Origin of the sequence: Pseudomonas sp. SMN5 (assembly GCF_052041925.1) — a bacterium.
Lineage (GTDB): Bacteria > Pseudomonadota > Gammaproteobacteria > Pseudomonadales > Pseudomonadaceae > Aquipseudomonas.
The window spans coordinates 24,330-43,255 of record NZ_JBKGGX010000017.1 but is presented as its reverse complement, the minus strand read 5'-3'; the positions used below and the strand labels follow the sequence as shown (position 1 = coordinate 43,255).

Sequence of the window (18,926 nt, the reverse complement as noted above, 5' to 3'; positions counted from 1 at the left end):
AATAACGCCCGGTAACCTAACAGTTCTGATAGTAGGCAGATCGATGGGCCAGGCGTAAAACGAAGCAAACACGATTGATGCGACAGCGAAGTACCTGGCCATCATCAATACAGACTTGTCGCTCGTCGGAGTTCAAATGGTGGGTAAACAATCCGGGGTGTTGCTGCCTGTTGCGCAATTCAAGGAATCCCATGATTGCGATGTGGACCTGTCGTTGATAGTGGGTACTGGTGCGACCGTGGTAGCGCCGCCTTACCAGGCGATGTCGGTGGGCGACAAGGTGAAGCTCAGACTGAAAAGATTTTTTGATGGCGGTTTTCCATGGGAGGACTATACCGGCGAAAAAGTCCTGGCCCGACCCGACATCGGGCGACCCGTGCAATGGACAGTGCCCCTCAGCGAGCTGCAAATCATTGAAGATGGCTCCGCGCTGATGAGCTACAGCATCGTCTACGCTACCCCGACAGTGCCCACCGAGTCGCGGGAACAGGCGCTGCGTATCGTTACGCCACAGGCCCCGTTTTTGCCGGCTCCGCGAATCAAGGATTTTACCGGCGACATGCTGGACCCTGAGGCGTACCCCGATGGCCTGGTGTTGGTCATCGAGGTTTACCCCGACATCCAGGTGGGTGACGACGTGGTGTTGTACGCCTGGGGTGATCCACGGGCTGTGAAGACGGTGCGCGTCGATCAGTCAACGATCGATAGCCAGTTACTCGAACCCAGCGTTGACTATGACTGGCTGACGGCCAACAACGGCAAAACGGTGGAACTGATCTATCAGTATGCCCGGGAGGGAAATGCCGGCACATCCATGCCGTTGTCACTGATGTTACGCAGGCCCCTGCACCTGCCACACCCCATTATCGATAATGTGGTATGGGACGGTGAGGACGACGAATATCGAGGTTATCTCCTGGCCGCATCCCTCACGGGCGGAGTTGATATCGACGTCCCGGAAGAAGCGGTGATCGGTAACGACGACCAGGTTCAAATGCACTGGGAAGGCTATGGCAATACCGGCAGTCATATCGCTGATCCTACGGCTGGTAACCCGAGGCGTTTCAAAATCCCCCCGCGCGCTGTGCCGGCAAACATGGGCAAGCGTCTGGACGTTTTTTATAAAGTCACACCACCGGGAGAGCAGCCGTATACGTCCGGGGTTTTCGACCTGGAAATCAAGGACATCGAGAGAGGATGGCCGGTTCTGCAGATCAGCGCCCCTCCTTCTTCGGGAAATAGAATTTCCTTGGCTACAGTAACGGAGAATGGCGTGACCTTTCGCTTGGGGTCATGGATGTTCATGGCAGCGGGCCAACGGGTGAAGATACATGCCAATGGGGTTCTGCCTGGAGGTGGAGAAGAAGCGATAGATCTTCGCGCAGGCGATGAGGAAGTCGTCACCCAGGACGAATATAACGCAGGCGAGCTATTCGCGACGCTGCCGCGTTCCTTTCTTGAAAGATTACAACTTGGTAACCAGTTCGATGTGTTCGTCATGACCAGTTTTGACGAGGGTTTTACCTATAAAAGCTTTCCCTTGATATCCCCGCAGCTGATCGAATAGCGCGGCGGGTTGTTACTCAATTGAATGAGGACGGAATTATGTCAGGTAATTCGCTCGATTCATTGCTCGCCTGGATGAAAGAGACTTCGCGGTTGCTCGACTGGGGAATGATTGTTGCCCTGGAACGGAACAAGGCGAATTTATTGATGCGCCAGGAATATATACGTCGCTTTGACAGTGGAAGCTATTTGCCTCCGATCAGGGGCGAAGTGCCGATGGTCGAAAATCAATGGCTGGAGCTTATCAACGATTTTGTAATGGATGTTCCGTTGTTGTCATTCGAAAATGCCGATCTGAATGATTCCAAAGCCATGTTGTCCATGGCCGTCGTAGGCGGGAGCCAATTGACGTTAAAACGGGAGAGCGTCGGTTGGAAGGCGCAAAAAGTAGATGAGATCGATCCGCTGCAAGGGCCGAAGTTGTTTTTGGATTTACTGCTTAATCAGGTGCCGGGCGATGTGGAAGACGACGGGCGCATCATACTTGATTTAAGCAAGAGCGATCAGTTCAGATTGACCTTTGGCCAAACGGCAGAAGAACAGCGATTGGGCGGAAATTTTTTCCGGGACTTATTCAACGAACTGCCCGCGGAACAACGTATTTGGCCGTTGGGCCGGATCGAACGTGGAACCAGCGAACTGATGCGGCCGCAGTCATTTGCTCTGCGTACCCAAGCGAGCGGAGTGGCGGCCCGGGATCCGCGCTCATCCGAGCACGGCAACGGCGCTATTCTGGCTCTTGTGCGTATGGAGGGTAGTGAGGAAGGTGACTACCCCGGAACGAATTTCAAGTATTTGATTCCAGATGATGCTGGTAAGGACTACTCGGCCACAGTGTTATTTGACTGGAAACGTTTATCGCCCATTCTGGGGTGGCAGCAAAAGCTGATTGATGCAGTGAAGCAATTATTTGGCACTGATGACCTGGAATATGTCTATAACGATAATCGGCTTGAATCAGTGACCTTAAAAAGTGGGAAGATCAGTGTGGGTGCAGATGCCGAGTATGTGTATAACCTGGTGGCCATGGACAGGCCGGTTGTTGTGATTGTGAAGCGAAAAGTCTCCTCCGTTTATGCAAATGGCACTCAGCCCTTTACATTGACTTTTGATCTGCGTGGGGCTTCCATGCGTTGGGAGTCGGAGTGTGTCGAAGATCTAAAGATGTACTACGAGGAGGCTGGGCCTTTTGATATTGGGATGTCTGTACTCTACAAATTGGAGGCTGCATTTGAGTTGGTGGATGTCACCGACAGCAATGGCGCTATGGAGCCAGTCCTGAAACCTGTCGTTTTCGATCTATCCGTAGAGCCATTACCTAAAGAACCAACTGGGCAGGGAAATGGCGCTCCTGGAGCGGGCAAAGATATTGCAGATCTACTGATAGCGCTGGTAGTCGTTATCTTGGTAAAAGCACTTGAAACGCTGCACACTAGCGCAGGTATAGCCTTAGTCCGGGCTGCACTATACCTCCAGTTTCGTTTACAGATCTCGGTCAAACCTCTTATCGAATCCATTATCAAGATGAATTTCGGGCGGGCAATAGAACCCATCCATATCCGCTCGCCTAACGATATCGGTTACTTCGGTCGCGTTGACCCAACCCAGACTTCCTTCGTGATCAGCCCGATCCAGCCGCTGATGTCGCAGGATGATACCCAGCAATTCGTCACCACCCCTGTCATCAGCAGGGTGCGGTGGAACGTGGAAAATTTGGCTGAAGACGCCAGCGATCCGGGATCCATCAGTACCGATGGCTTATATCGTTCGCCACCGGCCTCCTCAATCGAGGGGCGTTTCAAACGGGTGCGGATCACGGCGACCGACCCTGTTTCGGGCTACTACAGTTCAGCCCTGGTGACCGTATTGGTCAACGAACTGTCTGTTCATCCTTTAATCCAGATCTGTGACCTTGGCACCAGTGTGGAATTGGCGGCAGGCGTACTAGGGGAGGATGAACTGGTCTGGTCGATCAAGAACCCTGTCGCCAACGAAAGTGGCGAGGTGCTGCCCAGCGATAAACCCGAGGGTGATCATACCTACCATCATGGCCCGGTTGTCCCCGATAGAACCTATGTCATCGATGAGATAGCCGTCAAAAACACCCGGACCAACCAGACCCGATCCGTTCACGTCCTGGCGCTGCAGGGCACACCCGGCGCAACGGTCAGGATTGTCAGCACAGACCTCGCCCTGGGGCGGGTCAAACTGGAGGCCATCGTGAATAACAAGCCCAAGGAGCAGGCTGTGTGGGAGCTTCCCTTGGGTGGCCCGGGTTCCATCGATTCAACGGGGTTGTACCAGGCCGACCCCGCGGCCACTGAACGATTCGTACTGATTTTCACTGTGGTCGATGATCCGGATTGGGGCAAATTCGAAGGCCACCTGATCTTGCCACTGCCTCTGGTTGAGCTACCCCAGTTGCTTCAGGTGCCGAGCCCATGAACGTCGGTCATCAAGCAGCCGTCCCGATCCCCGTTATTCGCCCACATCTCTCTGGAGGCAATGTCATGGCCGGTAATTCGCTGGAAAGTCTGTTGGCGTGGATGAACGGCAGTTCCCAAATGCGAGGGTGGGACCTGATCGTTGCCCTGGAGGGCCGTGAACTCAACGTTGGATTACAGCAGGATTACATCACTCGGTTAAGTCAGGACATGGACCTGGGCGCTATCACCGGCTCCATGGAGATCCCCGAGACCAACATTACTCATTACCTCACCGGTTTCAGATTGGCCGCGCCGGTGCAGTCCTTTGAACGCGCCAGTTTCCAGCACCCCAAGACATCCTTGAGCCTGGCGGTGGTGGAGGGGACCCATATGATGGTGGAGACGGTCCAGGGCCGGAAGAAAATCACCAGCGTCTCCGCCTTCGATCCTGTGAATGGCTCACAGTTGGCGCTGGACTTGGCATTGCGCGCAGATGCCCACGGCGTGAGGTGGGACCTGGCGGACAGCGAGGAGGTCTTGCTCAAATCGTTCAACACCCCGACGGAACAGCGTGAAGCCGGGCAGCTTTTCAAGGACTGGTTTCAGGGATTGGAGGTAGACCGGCGGGTCTATGCCCTGGCCACCTTTCCCGAAGAGGGAAATCCGTTCATGTTCGCCAGTAGCGTCGATGTGCGGACCCAGGTTCGCGATGAACAGGCGTTGACTCCCGGAACCGAGGACGGCGCGGTATTGCTGTTCGGGCGCATGGCCGATGGTCGCGCGGGGAGCTTCCCTGGCGATGACTCCGGCTTCAAGTACCTGATCCCCGACGATGATGCCCAGCAATTCTATTCGGCCACGGCGTTGTTTTCCTTGCCGTTGATTCATCGCGCTGCATACGGTCATGCACTCGTACAGTTACTCGAGGATGCTGATTTCCAGCGCTCCGAGGACCAGGACGGCGGGTTGGCCAGGATGGTGGCCCGGCGCGGTGCCCTGCAGGTGGGAGCAGGGACTTACAACACCCTTGATTACGAGTTCGAGTCCGAGCCTTTCACCCTTTCGGCGGCAGACGGGGCATTGCCATTGACCGTCGAGTTTGGCCAGGACGAGGTGGTTCAGCGCTGGCAGGGCGAGTTCTCACTGGCTTTCAGATACCGTCCTTCAGGCGGCACGGCCTGGCGTACGCAGACGGCAACCTTCACCATCAACCTGCACCATGAGTTCCGGTTGTCGGCGGATGAGTCCGGCGCATCGGCCATGGAAGGTCAGTTGTTCGTGCCGTACACCGATACGCAAGAGGTGAGTCACGTCTCCGGACTTCCTGGGTCGATCGAGCCCGGGGAACTGGAGCAGATCAAGGACTTCGTCGCCAATACGGTGAAGAGGGCAATTCTTGAGCGGTTCTCTACCACCCTGACGACGACTTCGTCGCAAACTTTCCTGACCGGCATGGAGTTGATAGGCCGCAGCGTCGCGCAACCGACCCATGTCGCCTTGCCTTTCGATTTGGCAATGTTCGGCCGGATCAATGCCGCCGGCTCGTCGTTCTCCATCGTCGAGCAGCAACCCAGGGTCGCCGCCGGCAGGCCTTTTCAATTGAGCACGACGCCTGAACATGCCGGCCTGCGCTGGTCGGTGGAGAATTTTTCCGGAAGCGTCAGCGATCCTGGTGAAATCGACGCCCAGACAGGCCTTTACCAAGCGCCACCCGCCCACGCGATCGCCGGCACCTATAACCGGGTACTGATCGTGGCCTTGGATCCACTCACCAGTGAGCGAAGCATGACGGTGCTGACGGTCCTGGCGAACCCGATTACCGCTAACCCGCAAATCCAGATGTGTTATCACGGCCAGCGGGTCGAGTTGTCGGCCGGTCACCTGGAAGGGGGCGTGCTTGAGTGGGACATCAAGAATCCCGTCGAGGGTGAAAGCGGTACCGTGGTCGTCAGCGACAAGCCTGGTGGTGATCACGCGTACATCGCTGGCCCACAGGTGTCCACGAAAGCCTATGTGCTTGATGAAATCGAGGTAAGCCAGGGTACGCAAAGCCAGTCTGCCTACGTTCTGGTTCTTCAGTCTGAGCCCGGAGCCATCGTACAGCTGGTAGACAATCCGGACTTGCCGGGCGGGCAGGTTCAATTGCAGGTTCTTGTCAACAATCAACGCCGGGATGGCGAGTGGTCGCTCCCGCTCGGTGGGCCGGGTTCGATCGATGCGTCGACGGGTCTGTACAGCGACAGCCCTGGAGCTAAAGAGCGATTCGTTTTGATTGCTGTCTCGGTGGACGGCGGTGACTTCGGTATTTTCGAAGGCCATATCATCCTGCCGCTGCCCCTTTCCGATTACCCGACCGTGCTACAGGCGCTGAGTCAATAGCGAACGGCCATAGTTTTATTGCTTTGCTTCTTAAGTGAGTCAGAGGGCAATATCATGTCTGTCAATTCGTTGGAAAGTCTGCTTAGGCGTATGCAGCAGGGTTCGGTGACCCAAGGCTGGGGCGCTGTCTCAATATTCAGTCGGGAACGCTTGAATCGTTTGTTGGAACAGCAATATATCGAACGTTTCAATGGGCTCGGCTTCCTCCCGCCTTTTGGCGGAAAAGTTTTTCTGGATGAACTTCAAAGCCGTTATGTCGAGTTGGAGAGTATTACGCTGGGCCAGCCGCGGTTGTCGTTCAACACCGCGTCACTGACCAATTCCACAGCGGTCGTGACGATGAATATTTTAAGCGGTCGCTATACCGCTTCTCGTCAAGCTGCTGGTGCGTCGAAGACGCTGTCGTCGATATTCAATATCACGGAAGCACAGGGTTACACGCTCGAAATGGATATTGACTTGTCCATGGTCGTTGGTGAAATCGACAAGCAAGGCAAGGTGAAATTGAACTTGTCTGAAGGGGTAAATTTTCGCTGTAATCTCAGTGAGGATGAGTCAACGAATACATACCTATCGGGTTTCTTCAAACAAAGTTTCGAGGAGTTGCCAGCGCATCGAAGTGTCTTTCAATTGGGGATGCTTGAACTTAAAGGCTACAGTTATTTGACCCCGACATCCTTTCACATTCTTACCCAGGCGGCTCCGGGCGCGAAGATCCGGGGAGCGTTGAACTTCGGTGAGGGCGGGGTGGTGATTTTCATTCGGCTGCGGGGCAATACGGCCGACGGCAACTTTCCTCCGACGGGCGACTTTCCCTATCTGCTTCCCGATGATCAGGAGCCCGATGGCAGTGATCGCTATACCGCTGCGCTGGTTCTTTCCCAAGCGATGATTCCGCACATCGAAGACAACCAGCTGGACGTGCTCAATAACCTGCTGTTTCCTGGGGACAATATTTTCGTAGAGCGCGAGCGACATGTGCCGGCCGACCTGGCGGTGTTCGGCAACATCGCTGCCAAACGCACCCGCATTAGCTTGGAACCTGCTTTCCAGACCATCCAGGCCGGAGGCAGCCAGCGCTTCCGGTTGCTGGACTGGAACGGGAGCGAGATTCAGGCCAAGAAGTGGGAAGCGGTCAGTCTGCAGAGCCATCGCGCTGCAGGGCATGGCTCAATCGCGGCCGGGCTTTATACCGCAGCCTCCAGAAGCGTTATCGGACATGATTCCCTGCATGTGGTCGTCACCGCCGAGTATCTCGCTGGGGGCGTTACCTATACCGCATCGGCCTTGCTTCTGGTGGTGTATGACAGCGTGACGGTGGCGCCGCGAAGCGCGGTTTATCCGGTCAGGACGCAATCGCAACCCATTGTGCTGAAAGCCTCTACGGCGGACGCCACGAGCGTGACATGGGCTCCGCTGTCCCCTGAATACGGGACGCTCAGCCAGCAAGGCAACCAGGCAACGTTCACACCGGATGCCCGATCCAGAACCAAAGGCCTGGCTGTTCAACAGATTGAGGTGACAGGTCCGGAGGCACGGCGCGTATCCCTGGTGCTGGTGAATGCACAGCAACAACTGCGGATCGATCCTGCTTATGTCCCGGCGGTACGAAAATCCGTAGAGATACAACTCAGGGATGACGCTACGCTGCTGCCCGGTCTCCCCCGGCGTTGGAAAGTCATCAGTGGCGCCGGCGCCGTCAGTGCCACGGGACGTTTCACCGCATTGGCGCAGGGCCTGGCGTCCAGCAGCGTCGTACAATGCGAAATAGTCAGCAATGGCGTGGTTTTGTCCAGTGGTTACAGCGTCGTTGAGCTTTCTGAACTTGAGCCCGAGCCCAGCTGGAAATCGCTTTCACAATTTACCGTGAAAGTGGCTGGCGGGCTCGAAGGGGGGCGATTGGGTTCGTTGTATGCCAATGGCTACCAGCAGCTCGCGGCCCAGATAGTGATCGAGACCGCCCCCGTCGATCAGGTCGAGTACCCGTTGAGCGTCACCGAGAAGGCCAGCCTGAGGTTGGTGGATGACGACACGAAGGATGAAATAGAACCTGTTGAAGAGCCGCTCGAAGGTATTCCGGCATGGGATGGTGAGACATGGCGCAGTCGCTTGTATCAAAATCGTTTTGAACTGGCCTCACCCAGAGCTGCTGCGCCAGACAGCTCGCGCGGTAGCGTCAGCAATCAGGATATCTATCTCCACACCCGAGCAAGCGCCAATTCGGTAAGGAAGTTTCATGCGACATTCCAGGCGGACAGCGACCAGAAATGGTGGAAGTCGACCGATTTCACCGATAACAACAAAACAATCGAAGTTACCGCCCTGGGCATCCCGTCGTTCGTGCCGGATGACTACGATTTCGCCAGGGCCAGGGTTGATGGTGGGTCCCATGCCCCGGGGGAGCCGGAAGAGGATGATTTTGACTTTCATTTGCGTACTGTCGATTACTGGACGTTACGATATAAGGGCGCGCTTGGAGCGATCCCGGGGACTGCGTTTGAAACGCTGGAGTTTGTTTCCGTCGACGGAAGCGATATTTATCTAGCTCCCCAGACCTCGACCATTCGTTGGGAAAGCGAGCAACTGGCTGAGACAATGTTCAGTTGGACGGGCTATATATTCAAGGATCCGTTAAAAGATGAAAGCATTGAAAAGGTTAAATTTGACAGTGTCTTAAAGGATGTTGTAAAGAACGAAAGTCTTGATGTTGGCGTTAATCAGACCAAGTTTGAGCAAGGCACATTGGTCATTACATTGCATCGCTCTGATCGCATCCCGTATATCCCCAGGGGAAATATGTCACGTGACAAACTGTCTCGTGACCTGGCGGTGCTATTGATAGACCGGCGAGGCAATCCACACTGGCGACGAATTGCCTTCCTCCCGCCAAGCATCGTGGGGGATCGCAACTATTTGGAAAACTCGTTGTTCACTCCTTAAGCTATTGCGGACAGATAATAAATGTTTACGCCCGGTTGAAAAATACCGGCATATCCAGACTTTGCCAGACCTAAGATATTGACGGCTATTCCCTGTTGTGGGCTAGGCGTTATTAAAATAGATGAGGACTTGAAAAATGGCCGCCTCGAATTCCGTACATTCCAATGCTTTCAACTTCATGAGCTTTATGGAGGGCGGTGTCGATCCACGCACCGGGCAATATACATTTGCAATCAGCTTGCCCGACATCAAAGCCAATTTATTGCGCGGACCGGATGTTCCGCTGAACTTGATATATAACCCGCTCAATACCAGAGACAGCGGTTATGGTCATGGCTGGAATCTGCAATTATCCCAATACACGCCCGCCAACCAGATTCTGTCCCTGAGCACGGGGGAAACCTTCAAGGTCACCGGCAGCGACACCGTCACCGGTCAGCTGGTGATGAAGGAAAAAAAACTGGACAGTTTTCACTTCTACCAAGATGACGACAGGCATTACCGGGTCGTGCACAAGTCCGGCCTGGTGGAAATACTGGAGGTGCTGGGCAGCTCTCAGAGCGAGGTAGCCCTGCCTGTTGAGATTCGTGCAGCCACGGGGCACGCGGTCACGCTCGGCTATACCCCGTTCAGTGGCACCGATCAGGTACTGGCATGGGTCAAAGATGACGCCAACCAGACTCTGCTGACGGTCGAGCGCCAGAGTACGTCCCTCGAGGTGCTGCTACAACCATTCGCCGGCCCCGACGGTGGCCCATTGGCGCGTTTTGCCATGACCTTGGAAGGCTCTGACAAATACGTCAGTCGCATCACCCTGCCGACCGAGAACGAAGCATCCTGGCGTTTTGGCTACAACCGCATCCGCGATCATGTGTGCATCACACGGGTAGAAACCCCTACCGGCGCGCTCGAGGAAATATTCTATCAAGACACCGGTCATCAATTCCCGGACAACAGCGGCCGCACGCCGTTGCCTCGGGTGACCCGGCACCTCACCGAGCCGGGATTCGGCCAGCCGCCGGTGGATGTTCGTTACACCTATCAACTGCCTGACAGTGACATCGAAACGAATTTTCTGGGTGGCGGCTTGCCTCTGTCCTGGGACAACGACGGTCTCGATAACCTCTACAAGCACATCGGCGCCTACGAATACGGCTGCATCGAAACCCACTGGGTCCCTGGTGACTCGGGACCGGAGCCGCGCCAGGCACGGAAAATTGAACGTCGGTTCAATCAGTTCCATTTGCTGACCCACGAAACGACTATCCAGAACAATAACGTCCAGACGGTTGAAACCACGTACTACGTTGATCCAGATGTCGAGTTCGACGGGCAAGTCCAGTATTGCCAATTGCCGAAGACGGTGAGAACCAGTTGGTCGTTAGTCAACAATCCGAACCACCGGCGCAGTGAAGTCGTCAGCAATACGTATGACATATACGGCAACCTTCGGGTGCAGGCCCTGGCCAATGGTGTTATCGAAACCAGTACCTGGTATCCCTCCACAGAAAGCGATGGGTGTCCGGCCGATCCCGAAGGCTTCGTGCGCAACCTGAAAGAGAAAAACGTCAACCCGGCTTCCTCGTCCGATGGCCAGGCCCCGACGCTGGCCACCCGCTATCGCTACAAGGCATTGTCTGAAGTAGGGGAATCTTCTCTCAAGAAATGGCTCACCATCGAGAGCCAGACGCTGGTGCAGCTTGGTAGCACTGAAGCCGAGCTGGAGAGGACACTTTTCGAGCATTTCGATGACCGGACCGATGCGTTCCTCCATGGGCGTGTTTCAGGCCAGACGGTGACCTTGGGTGGCAAGGAGACTGTCACCGAATTTGCCTACAGCACCCTCGATAGCCCACTGTTCAAGGAAAGCGTGCTGCAAACGGTCGAGACCCTGACGGGTTTTGATCATGAGCAAGATGACAGGAATGTGCAGAAAGTCGTCACGTTGTGGCATTCGGTGCTCAACGGCGAGCCACTGCTCAACCGCGATGACAACAATGTGGAAATCCACTACGCCTATGACGCGCTCAGACGCGTGACCCGTGAAACGGTAGCGCCCGGCACCGCTTTCGCGGCGTTCCGCAGCTATGAATATTTTCTGTGTGCCAATGCGGGAGAACAGGCCGAACAACGGCTGTATGACGTGAAACGGGTTAAGACCTGTACGAAGTTCGACGGGCTCAACCGAGCCATCTACGAAGAACGGGACGACGCGGATAATCCCAGTCGCGCCAGCACACCGCGTCAGGTCTACGCCGCTGAGTACGACGCATTGGGTAATCTGATCAAGGATGTCGAGTACGACTGGCTGGGTGAGGACGTACGGATCCTGGCAACGGAATATGAGTACGACGACTGGGGCGCGCAATACTGTGTCACTGGCCCGGATGGCGTGAAGACCTTCGAGCAGACCGACCCGATCGGTACGTCCGAGTCGCAAGGGCCGATCCAGCGCAGCTGGCGCGAAGGCCTCGTACCCGTCCCGAAAGTCAGTGGCGTCACCGAGACATGGCTCAACCTCTTCGAGAAACCCACCCGCACCGAACGGCGCGATTTGTCCGATCAACCCATCAGCCTGCATCGATATTTTTATGACGGGCTGGGGCGGACCGCAAAAGAGGTGGTCGGATTCCCGGATTTCGAACGTGTCACGCTCTATACCTACGACGCTTTCGACCGGCTCACGGAAAACACCCTGCCGGACACCGCCGTGGTTCGGCGCAGCTTTGCCACACACAGCCGCGAGGACCTGCCTACTTTAATCAGCGTCAATGAAATTGAGCTCGGGACCCAGGTATTCGACGGTCTCGACCGGATGATCCAGTCGACGACTGGCGGTCGTGAGCAGGTTTTCACTTACGAACCCGGGCAAACGCAGCCCCATACGGTCACCACACCCAGTGGCAAGGTCATCGAGTACGAGTATCAACCCGAGCTGGGCACCGAACCTCTGCGACGCAACCTGGCGGGCAGCATTGCCGCCGACTATGAATACGACCGGGAGAACGCACGCTTGACCAGTTGCCAGGAACAAGGCTTGCAGCTCACTCGTGAGTATTACAGTACCGGAGAACCGAAAACTGAGAAACGAAGCGTAGAAGGCCGCGAATACACCATGCATTACCGTTACAGCCGACTCGGTCGTTTGCTTGGCTACACCGATGTCCTGGGTCAGGAGCAGAGTTATCGCTATGACGACCAGGGGCGGCTGGAGTACACCGAACTGGGCACTACTGCGTCGACATTTACCTACGACGCGTTGGGCCAGACCGCCAGTATCCACACTCACGACAGCCTCAGTGGACAAAGCGTCGGCATCACCCTGCAGTACGACGAGTTCGGTCGTGAAACCTTGCGCACCTTTGATCTCGATGGGGTCGAACAGCAACTGAGCCAGGTCTACAACGATGTTGATGGCCTGAAACAGCGGACCTTGACTCAGGGGGCTGTCGTGCTGCGGGACGAAAACTACACCTATGATCTGCGTGGGCGTCTGACTGACTACACGTGTACCGGCACCCAGCCGCCCGTTGATCCGTATGGCAAACCCATCGACCGCCAGATGTTCCAGTTCGACGCGTTGGATAACCTCAAGCTAGTGCTGACCTACTTTACCGGCGGATTCAACCGGGCGATTTATAAGTACCAGGATTTGCCCGATCCTACGCAACTGCGCGAAGTCACCAACACTCATGAGGATTATCCTGAGATCATTGAATTGGAATACAACCTGGACGGTCACCTTATCCGCGACGAAGAGAGCCGTACGCTGGAGTACGACCCCCTCGGACGGCTGATTTCCGTCAGCGGCCAATCGGGCGAACCCCCAGCTGGCTACAGCTACGATCCGCTGGATACGCTGACTGGCCTGGACGATGGAAGCGGGCAAGAGCAGCGCTTCTATCAGGACGGAGAACTGACGAACCAGATCAAGGGCGCCAATAGCAGCACATTCCTGCGTGCAGATAACGTGGTGCTCGCCGAGCATCAGGCTGGTGCTGACCCAAAGTCGTTATTGCTGGCCGGGGATAACAAGAACACCGTGCTCAGCGAAATCGGGCAGGATACCGCCCAGTCGGTGGCTTACACACCGTACGGCCATCGCGCTGAAGAGGCTGCGGTCGGCAGCCACTTGGGCTACAACGGTGAACGGCGGGAGACGCAAACCGGTTGGTATTTGTTGGGAAAAGGCTATCGGGCGTTCAATCCGTCGTTGATGAGGTTTCATAGTCCGGACAGTTGGAGTCCGTTTGGGGAGGGGGGGATGAATGCCTATGCCTATTGCGAGGGGGATCCGGTCAGCTTTTCGGATCCAACGGGGCATGTAATATATAAATTACCCAATGTGATGCCCAGACCTGTTGTGAAAACTATATCAGCAGCCAGCGTGACTCGGAATGCAAGCCAACCGGTCGGCGATCATTCAGTTGGTGCATCACAGGCAGCGATGCCCGCTAACGTTCCTGCGGCAACAGCCATTCAGCCCAGTAAAATAGTCGTTGAGCGTGGCAGCATCGCAGATCTTGCAAAAAGTCGAGCTAACCGCATTATCCCGCCCAAGAACCAGAACTTTGAAAAAGGCTCCATTTCTGAGCTCGCAAAAAACCGAAGAAGTGATCGATATATCGATCAAACCGGGAGGCCGCCGATGCCTCTTCCCAGCTCATCCCAGTTCGCGCCGAAATCGGTTTCCAGGTCGGCGCCTAAATCGGTTCAACCACCGTCTGAACCTCCAACCCTTCAACCCCAAGTGTCTGAAAAAGTCCTGAAAAGAATAGCAAGACTAAAGGAAAAAATTAGGGTTGATGACAATCAACGCTGGGAAACGTCGCAAGTGGACAGAAAGAAATACAACAGCTGGAAGGCAGAACTCATCAGGTTGGGTGGCTAGTGACCTCGTTTACATGATTCAGTGCTTCAGAAAAATCCGTCAAACCACCGTCATGGTCAAGCTCTAACTTGTCCATGACGGTGTGCTTATATCAGCTGGAGCCTTCACCGCAGTTGAGCTGAGCGAGATGTTCAAGCAACTTTCTGTCCGATTTAGATGTGTACTCAAGGGCCTAAATCAACCCCTGCTCACGCGCAATTTTCCCCGCAAGATGACGCGAACTGACGCCGAATTTTCGGCGGATGTTGTTGAAGTGGTAATTGACGTTGGCCTCGCTGCAATCGACGATCACGGCGATTTCCCAGGACGATTTGCCGGCCTCGCTCCACTGCAGAAATTCTTTTTCCCGGTTGGTCAATCGGATGGGCGGAGGTTGTTTGTCCTCGAGCTGGTTAAAGCGAGCCTGGTAGGGCGATGGATGTCCAGGAACGACGGTGCTGTGATACATGGAAAATCTCCCATTCATCATCATTGATGGCGTGGGGGCGGCGGAATCTTCCTACTACTGAATGGGATGGTTCGCACGGCCCGGCTTCAAACCTTGTAGGGCTGGAGGCACGGGTTCGTTATAGCTCGATTCAAACCCGCTGAAACCTGTCAGACATGACAGGTGCGAGGACTCCAATGAGGAGCTGTTGAAAAAGCTGCGAGCTGAAGCGCTTGATATCGCAAGGAAATTTTCCCGGTTTCACCGCTTCATTGTGGCGAGGGGATTTATCCCCGCTGGGCTGCGAAGCGGCCCTCACGTCAGTCACCTGCGGCGTAATAGCTGGATTGCACCTAGGTTTTTAGGGCCGCTGCGCGACCCAGCGGGGATAAATCCCCTCGCCACAGGGGAGCGGTCTTCCATGATTTAAATTTGCATTCCACCCATCGCGGGTATATACACGCACCCATGCTTCCTTCCCAATGTCTCTGCATCAACCTGCGTCGCGCCGCCCGTGGCGTCAGCAGGTATTACGACGGCGCCCTCGACGGCTTCGGGATCAACGTTGCCCAGTATTCTTTGCTGAACAACCTGGCACGGCTGGACCAGCCGAGTATTTCTTCCCTGGCCGAGGCCATGGGCCTGGACCGCAGCACCCTGGGGCGAAACCTGCGGGTGCTGGAAGGCGAAGGCCTGGTGAAGCTGGCCGAGGGCGAGGACCTGCGTAACCGCATCGTCGAGCTGACCGAAGCCGGGCATGCCCGGTTGGCGGCAGCGCTGCCGGCCTGGGAAGCGGCGCAACAACGTTTGATCGATAAGCTGGGCGCCGAGAAGCGCACGGTGTTGCTGGCCTTGCTGGACGAACTGGCGTGAAGCCGGTTCGTTCGACTACAAGCGGGTATATACCCGCGAGCGGAGAACAAGAATGACATCGATGTGGCGTACCTGTGGTTGGGTCCTGGTGGGCAGCGCGCTGATCCTGGCGTTGTCCCTGGGCGTGCGGCATGGCTTCGGCCTGTTCCTGTCGCCCATGAGCGCCGAGTTCGGCTGGGGGCGTGGGGTGTTCGCCTTTGCCATCGCCTTGCAAAACCTGATCTGGGGTTTGGCGCAGCCGTTCACTGGCGCGCTGGCCGACCGCTTCGGCGCGGCGAAGGTGGTGCTGATCGGCGGGGTCCTGTATGCCGTCGGTCTGGTGCTCATGGGCCTTTCCGATTCGCCGTGGTCGCTGTCCTTGAGCGCGGGGCTGTTGATTGGCATCGGCCTGTCGGGCACCTCGTTCTCGGTGATCCTCGGGGTGGTCGGACGTGCCGTGCCACCGGAAAAACGCAGCATGGGCATGGGCATCGCCAGCGCCGCCGGCTCCTTCGGCCAGTTCGCCATGTTGCCCGGTACCCTGGGGTTGATCGGCTGGCTCGGTTGGTCGGCTGCGCTGTTGGTGCTGGGTTTGCTGGTGGCGCTGATCGTGCCGCTGGTGAGCATGCTCAAGGACACCCCGATGCCGACCGCCGGCCATGAGCAGACCTTGGCCGAGGCCTTGCGCGAGGCGTGCAGTCATTCCGGGTTCTGGTTGCTGGCGATCGGTTTTTTTGTCTGCGGTTTCCAGGTGGTATTCATCGGTGTGCATTTGCCGGCCTATCTGGTGGACCAGCATTTGCCGGCCAGTGTCGGGACGACTGTGCTGGCGCTGGTCGGGCTGTTCAATATTGTCGGCACCTACACCGCCGGTTGGCTGGGCGGGCGCATGTCCAAGCCGCGTTTGTTGACCGGGTTGTACCTGTTGCGGGCGTTGGTGATCGGCTTGTTCCTGTGGCTGCCGGTGACCACCACCACGGCCTATCTGTTCGGTATGGCGATGGGCTTGTTGTGGCTGTCGACGGTGCCTTTGACCAACGGCACGGTGGCGACCTTGTTCGGTGTACGAAACTTGTCGATGCTCGGTGGGATCGTGTTCCTGTTCCACCAGTTGGGCTCGTTCCTAGGCGGTTGGCTGGGCGGGGTGGTGTACGACCACACCGGTAGCTACGACTTGATCTGGCAGGTGTCGATCCTGCTCAGTCTATTGGCGGCGGCGTTGAATTGGCCTGTGCGTGAACGTCCGGTGGCGCGCTTGCAGGCCCAAGTAGGTGCGGCGTGAGTCGTGTCGGCCCGTGGTTGCTTGTCATCGGCGCTGGCCTGCTGCTGGCGCTCGCCTGGTGGGGCTGGCATCAGGGGGGGTTGGCCTTGATGCAATTGGGCATGGGCACTTGTTGAGCGGTGGACGGGGCTGCATGCGGCGGAGTAACGTCGAGGTCTGACGTGCTTTCAAGGAAATCCGATATGTTGATGCGCTGGCTGGCTGTTCCCGCTCTGTTGGTGGCCGTATCCGGGCAAGTCTGGGCGGCCGATTGCCCACCGTTGCTGGAAGGTTCGCTGCCCAAGCTGCGGGCCAAGGAAACCATCGATCTGTGCCAGCGCTTCGCCGGCAAGCCGCTGGTGGTGGTCAACACCGCCAGCTTCTGTGGGTTCGCCCCACAGTTCAAAGGCCTCGAGGCGCTGAACCAGAGCTACAAGGACCAAGGGCTGCAAGTGCTGGGTGTGCCCTCCAATGACTTCAAGCAGGAGTCCAAGGACGGCGCCGAAACGGCCAAGGTGTGCTACGTCAATTACGGCGTGACCTTCATCATGACCGAGCCGCAACCGGTGCGCGGCGCCGACGCCATCCCGCTGTTCAGGCACCTGGCGGAACAGTCTGGCGCGCCGAAATGGAATTTCTACAAGTACGTCGTCGACCGCCAGGGCAAGGTCGTCGCCAGTTTCTCCAGCCGCATCAAGCCCGATGACCCCGAGTTCATCAAGGCCGTGGAAGCCGCCATCGCCTCCAAGCCCTGACCGCTGGCCACGAAAAAGCCCCGCCTCTTTGCAGAGTGCGGGGCTTTTTTTGCTTCAGTCGGCGGAGGGTTCAGCTTCGCCGTGAACCATCAGAAGCGGTAGGTTGCACCGACGCCAAAACCGTTGGCGCTGTTTTTGTATTCAGCGTTATAGGATTGGCCCAAGGCGTTGCTGCCGCTGACGTTGACCTTTTCTTCCTTCAGGTAGGAATAAGCCACGTCGATGGTCAGATCATCGGTCGGACTCCAGCCGGCACCCAGGCTGAAAATGGTCCGGTCACCGGTAGGAATGCGTGGCGAACGGTCCTGGTTGTTGGTCGGCGCCTGGTCAAAGGTCAGGCCGGTGCGCAGTACCCACTGTTTGTTCAACTGGTAGGAAGTACCGATGGCGTAGGCCCAGGTGTCGTGCCAGTTCTGTTCTTCGGTGATGCTGCTCACGAACGCGGGAGCCGCGATACCGCCAGCGGCTGTCACGCCCTTGTTGTTCACGGTGATTTCTTTCAGGCGGCTCCAACGGGTCCAGGTGCTGCCGGCATAGACTTTCCAGGCATCGTTGATGTCTTGGGTCACCGAGAAGTCCACCGATTCCGGTGTGGTGATGTCCAGCGAGGCGTCGTAGCGACCATTGGCAAGCACGACGGCAGGTGTGCCGGCGCCCGGGCTCACTTCGGTGTGGCCTTCAAGTTTGTACTTGACCTTGGAGTGGTAGGTCATGCCGACGCGCGTGGTGTCGGTCGCTTGGACCAGCAAGCCGATGTTGTAGCCGTATCCGATGTCATCGCCCTTGATCTTTACATTGCCATCGTTCGGCGAAAACGGTGTGTTCAACGTCGATTCCAGCGAGCCGGAGATGCGGTTGATGGTAGGACCGAAACCGATCGAGACCTTGTCGTTGAAGGCATAGCTGACGGTAGGCTGGAAGGTCACGACCTTCACTTCGCTCTTGCTGCCGAAGTTGCCGCCCTGGAAGCCGTTTTCATAATCGGTGATCAGACCGAACGGTGCGTACACACCAAGGCCGAAGGCCCATTGATCATCGATCGGCTTGACGTAGTAACCCATTGGGACACCGGTGAGCGGGACCATGTCGCCCTTGTTGGTGCCGGACTTGGTACCACTGGCATCGTCGATATCGGTAGAGGCATCAATAGCCGCGAAGCCGCCGGTCACTTGCTGGCGCTTGAGGCGCGACATACCGGCAGGGTTGCCAAATACGGTGCTTGCGTCGTCGGCAGAAGACGAACGGCCCGCGAAACCAGTGCCCATGCCACTGATGCTTTGCTCGTTCAAGGCAAAGCCACTGGCGAAAAGCTGAGTGGATGCCAGGGTAACGGCAAGGCCAAGGGTGGTTTTGAGCATGATTTTTTTCATTGTTAGAACTCCTGATGGTCACCGGGGCGAAAATTACCAACATTTTCGTTCAAGCGCTA

The 18,926-nt window shown here is 56.6% G+C and carries 10 protein-coding genes; 8 read left to right on the top strand and 2 right to left on the bottom strand.

The annotated features are described in order from the left end of the window. Positions 1-136 precede the first annotated feature (136 nt). From ACLEJR_RS17975 to ACLEJR_RS17955, 5 genes are all read left to right on the top strand, one after another. Complete coding sequence (locus ACLEJR_RS17975) at positions 137-1,567, top strand: hypothetical protein (protein ID WP_440815496.1); 1,431 nt, start codon at positions 137-139, stop codon at positions 1,565-1,567. A gap of 38 nt (positions 1,568-1,605) precedes the next feature. Next, complete coding sequence (locus ACLEJR_RS17970; RefSeq protein ID WP_440815493.1) at positions 1,606-4,011, top strand: hypothetical protein; 2,406 nt, start codon at positions 1,606-1,608, stop codon at positions 4,009-4,011. Beyond that, positions 4,008-6,371 carry a hypothetical protein gene (locus ACLEJR_RS17965; protein ID WP_440815490.1) on the top strand — a complete coding sequence of 788 codons (2,364 nt, stop codon included), beginning with the start codon at positions 4,008-4,010 and terminating at the stop codon, positions 6,369-6,371. Before ACLEJR_RS17970 ends, ACLEJR_RS17965 begins: the two co-directional genes overlap by 4 nt. 54 nt (positions 6,372-6,425) lie before the next feature. Continuing rightward, the gene (locus ACLEJR_RS17960) at positions 6,426-9,311 is read left to right on the top strand and encodes a hypothetical protein (RefSeq protein ID WP_440815488.1); all 2,886 of its coding nucleotides are present in this window, start codon (positions 6,426-6,428) and stop codon (positions 9,309-9,311) included. A 136-nt stretch (positions 9,312-9,447) separates the two neighbouring features. After that, positions 9,448-14,202 carry an RHS repeat-associated core domain-containing protein gene (locus ACLEJR_RS17955; RefSeq protein WP_440815487.1) on the top strand — a complete coding sequence of 1,585 codons (4,755 nt, stop codon included), beginning with the start codon at positions 9,448-9,450 and terminating at the stop codon, positions 14,200-14,202. A 172-nt stretch (positions 14,203-14,374) separates the two neighbouring features. On the opposite strand, the gene ACLEJR_RS17950 is transcribed toward ACLEJR_RS17955, so the two are convergent. Next, a complete protein-coding gene (locus ACLEJR_RS17950; RefSeq protein ID WP_440794811.1) occupies positions 14,375-14,650 on the bottom strand; it encodes a helix-turn-helix transcriptional regulator in 276 nt (91 codons plus the stop codon). Positions 14,651-15,097: 447 nt separating this feature from the next. Here ACLEJR_RS17950 and ACLEJR_RS17945 point away from each other — a divergent pair, with 447 nt between their 5' ends. From ACLEJR_RS17945 to ACLEJR_RS17935, 3 genes are all read left to right on the top strand, one after another. Continuing rightward, positions 15,098-15,502, top strand: coding sequence for a MarR family winged helix-turn-helix transcriptional regulator (locus ACLEJR_RS17945; protein ID WP_440815484.1), 405 nt, complete (start codon positions 15,098-15,100; stop codon positions 15,500-15,502). 61 nt (positions 15,503-15,563) lie between these two features. Continuing rightward, the gene (locus ACLEJR_RS17940) at positions 15,564-16,763 is read left to right on the top strand and encodes an MFS transporter (RefSeq protein WP_440815585.1); all 1,200 of its coding nucleotides are present in this window, start codon (positions 15,564-15,566) and stop codon (positions 16,761-16,763) included. 182 nt (positions 16,764-16,945) lie between these two features. Further along, positions 16,946-17,497 (top strand): glutathione peroxidase, encoded by a 552-nt coding sequence (locus ACLEJR_RS17935; RefSeq protein ID WP_440815481.1) that lies wholly within the window; start codon positions 16,946-16,948, stop codon positions 17,495-17,497. 89 nt (positions 17,498-17,586) lie between these two features. On the opposite strand, the gene ACLEJR_RS17930 is transcribed toward ACLEJR_RS17935, so the two are convergent. Further along, on the bottom strand, positions 17,587-18,867 hold the full coding sequence (locus ACLEJR_RS17930) for an OmpP1/FadL family transporter (RefSeq protein WP_440815479.1): 1,281 nt from the start codon (positions 18,865-18,867) through the stop codon (positions 17,587-17,589). Positions 18,868-18,926 lie beyond the last annotated feature (59 nt).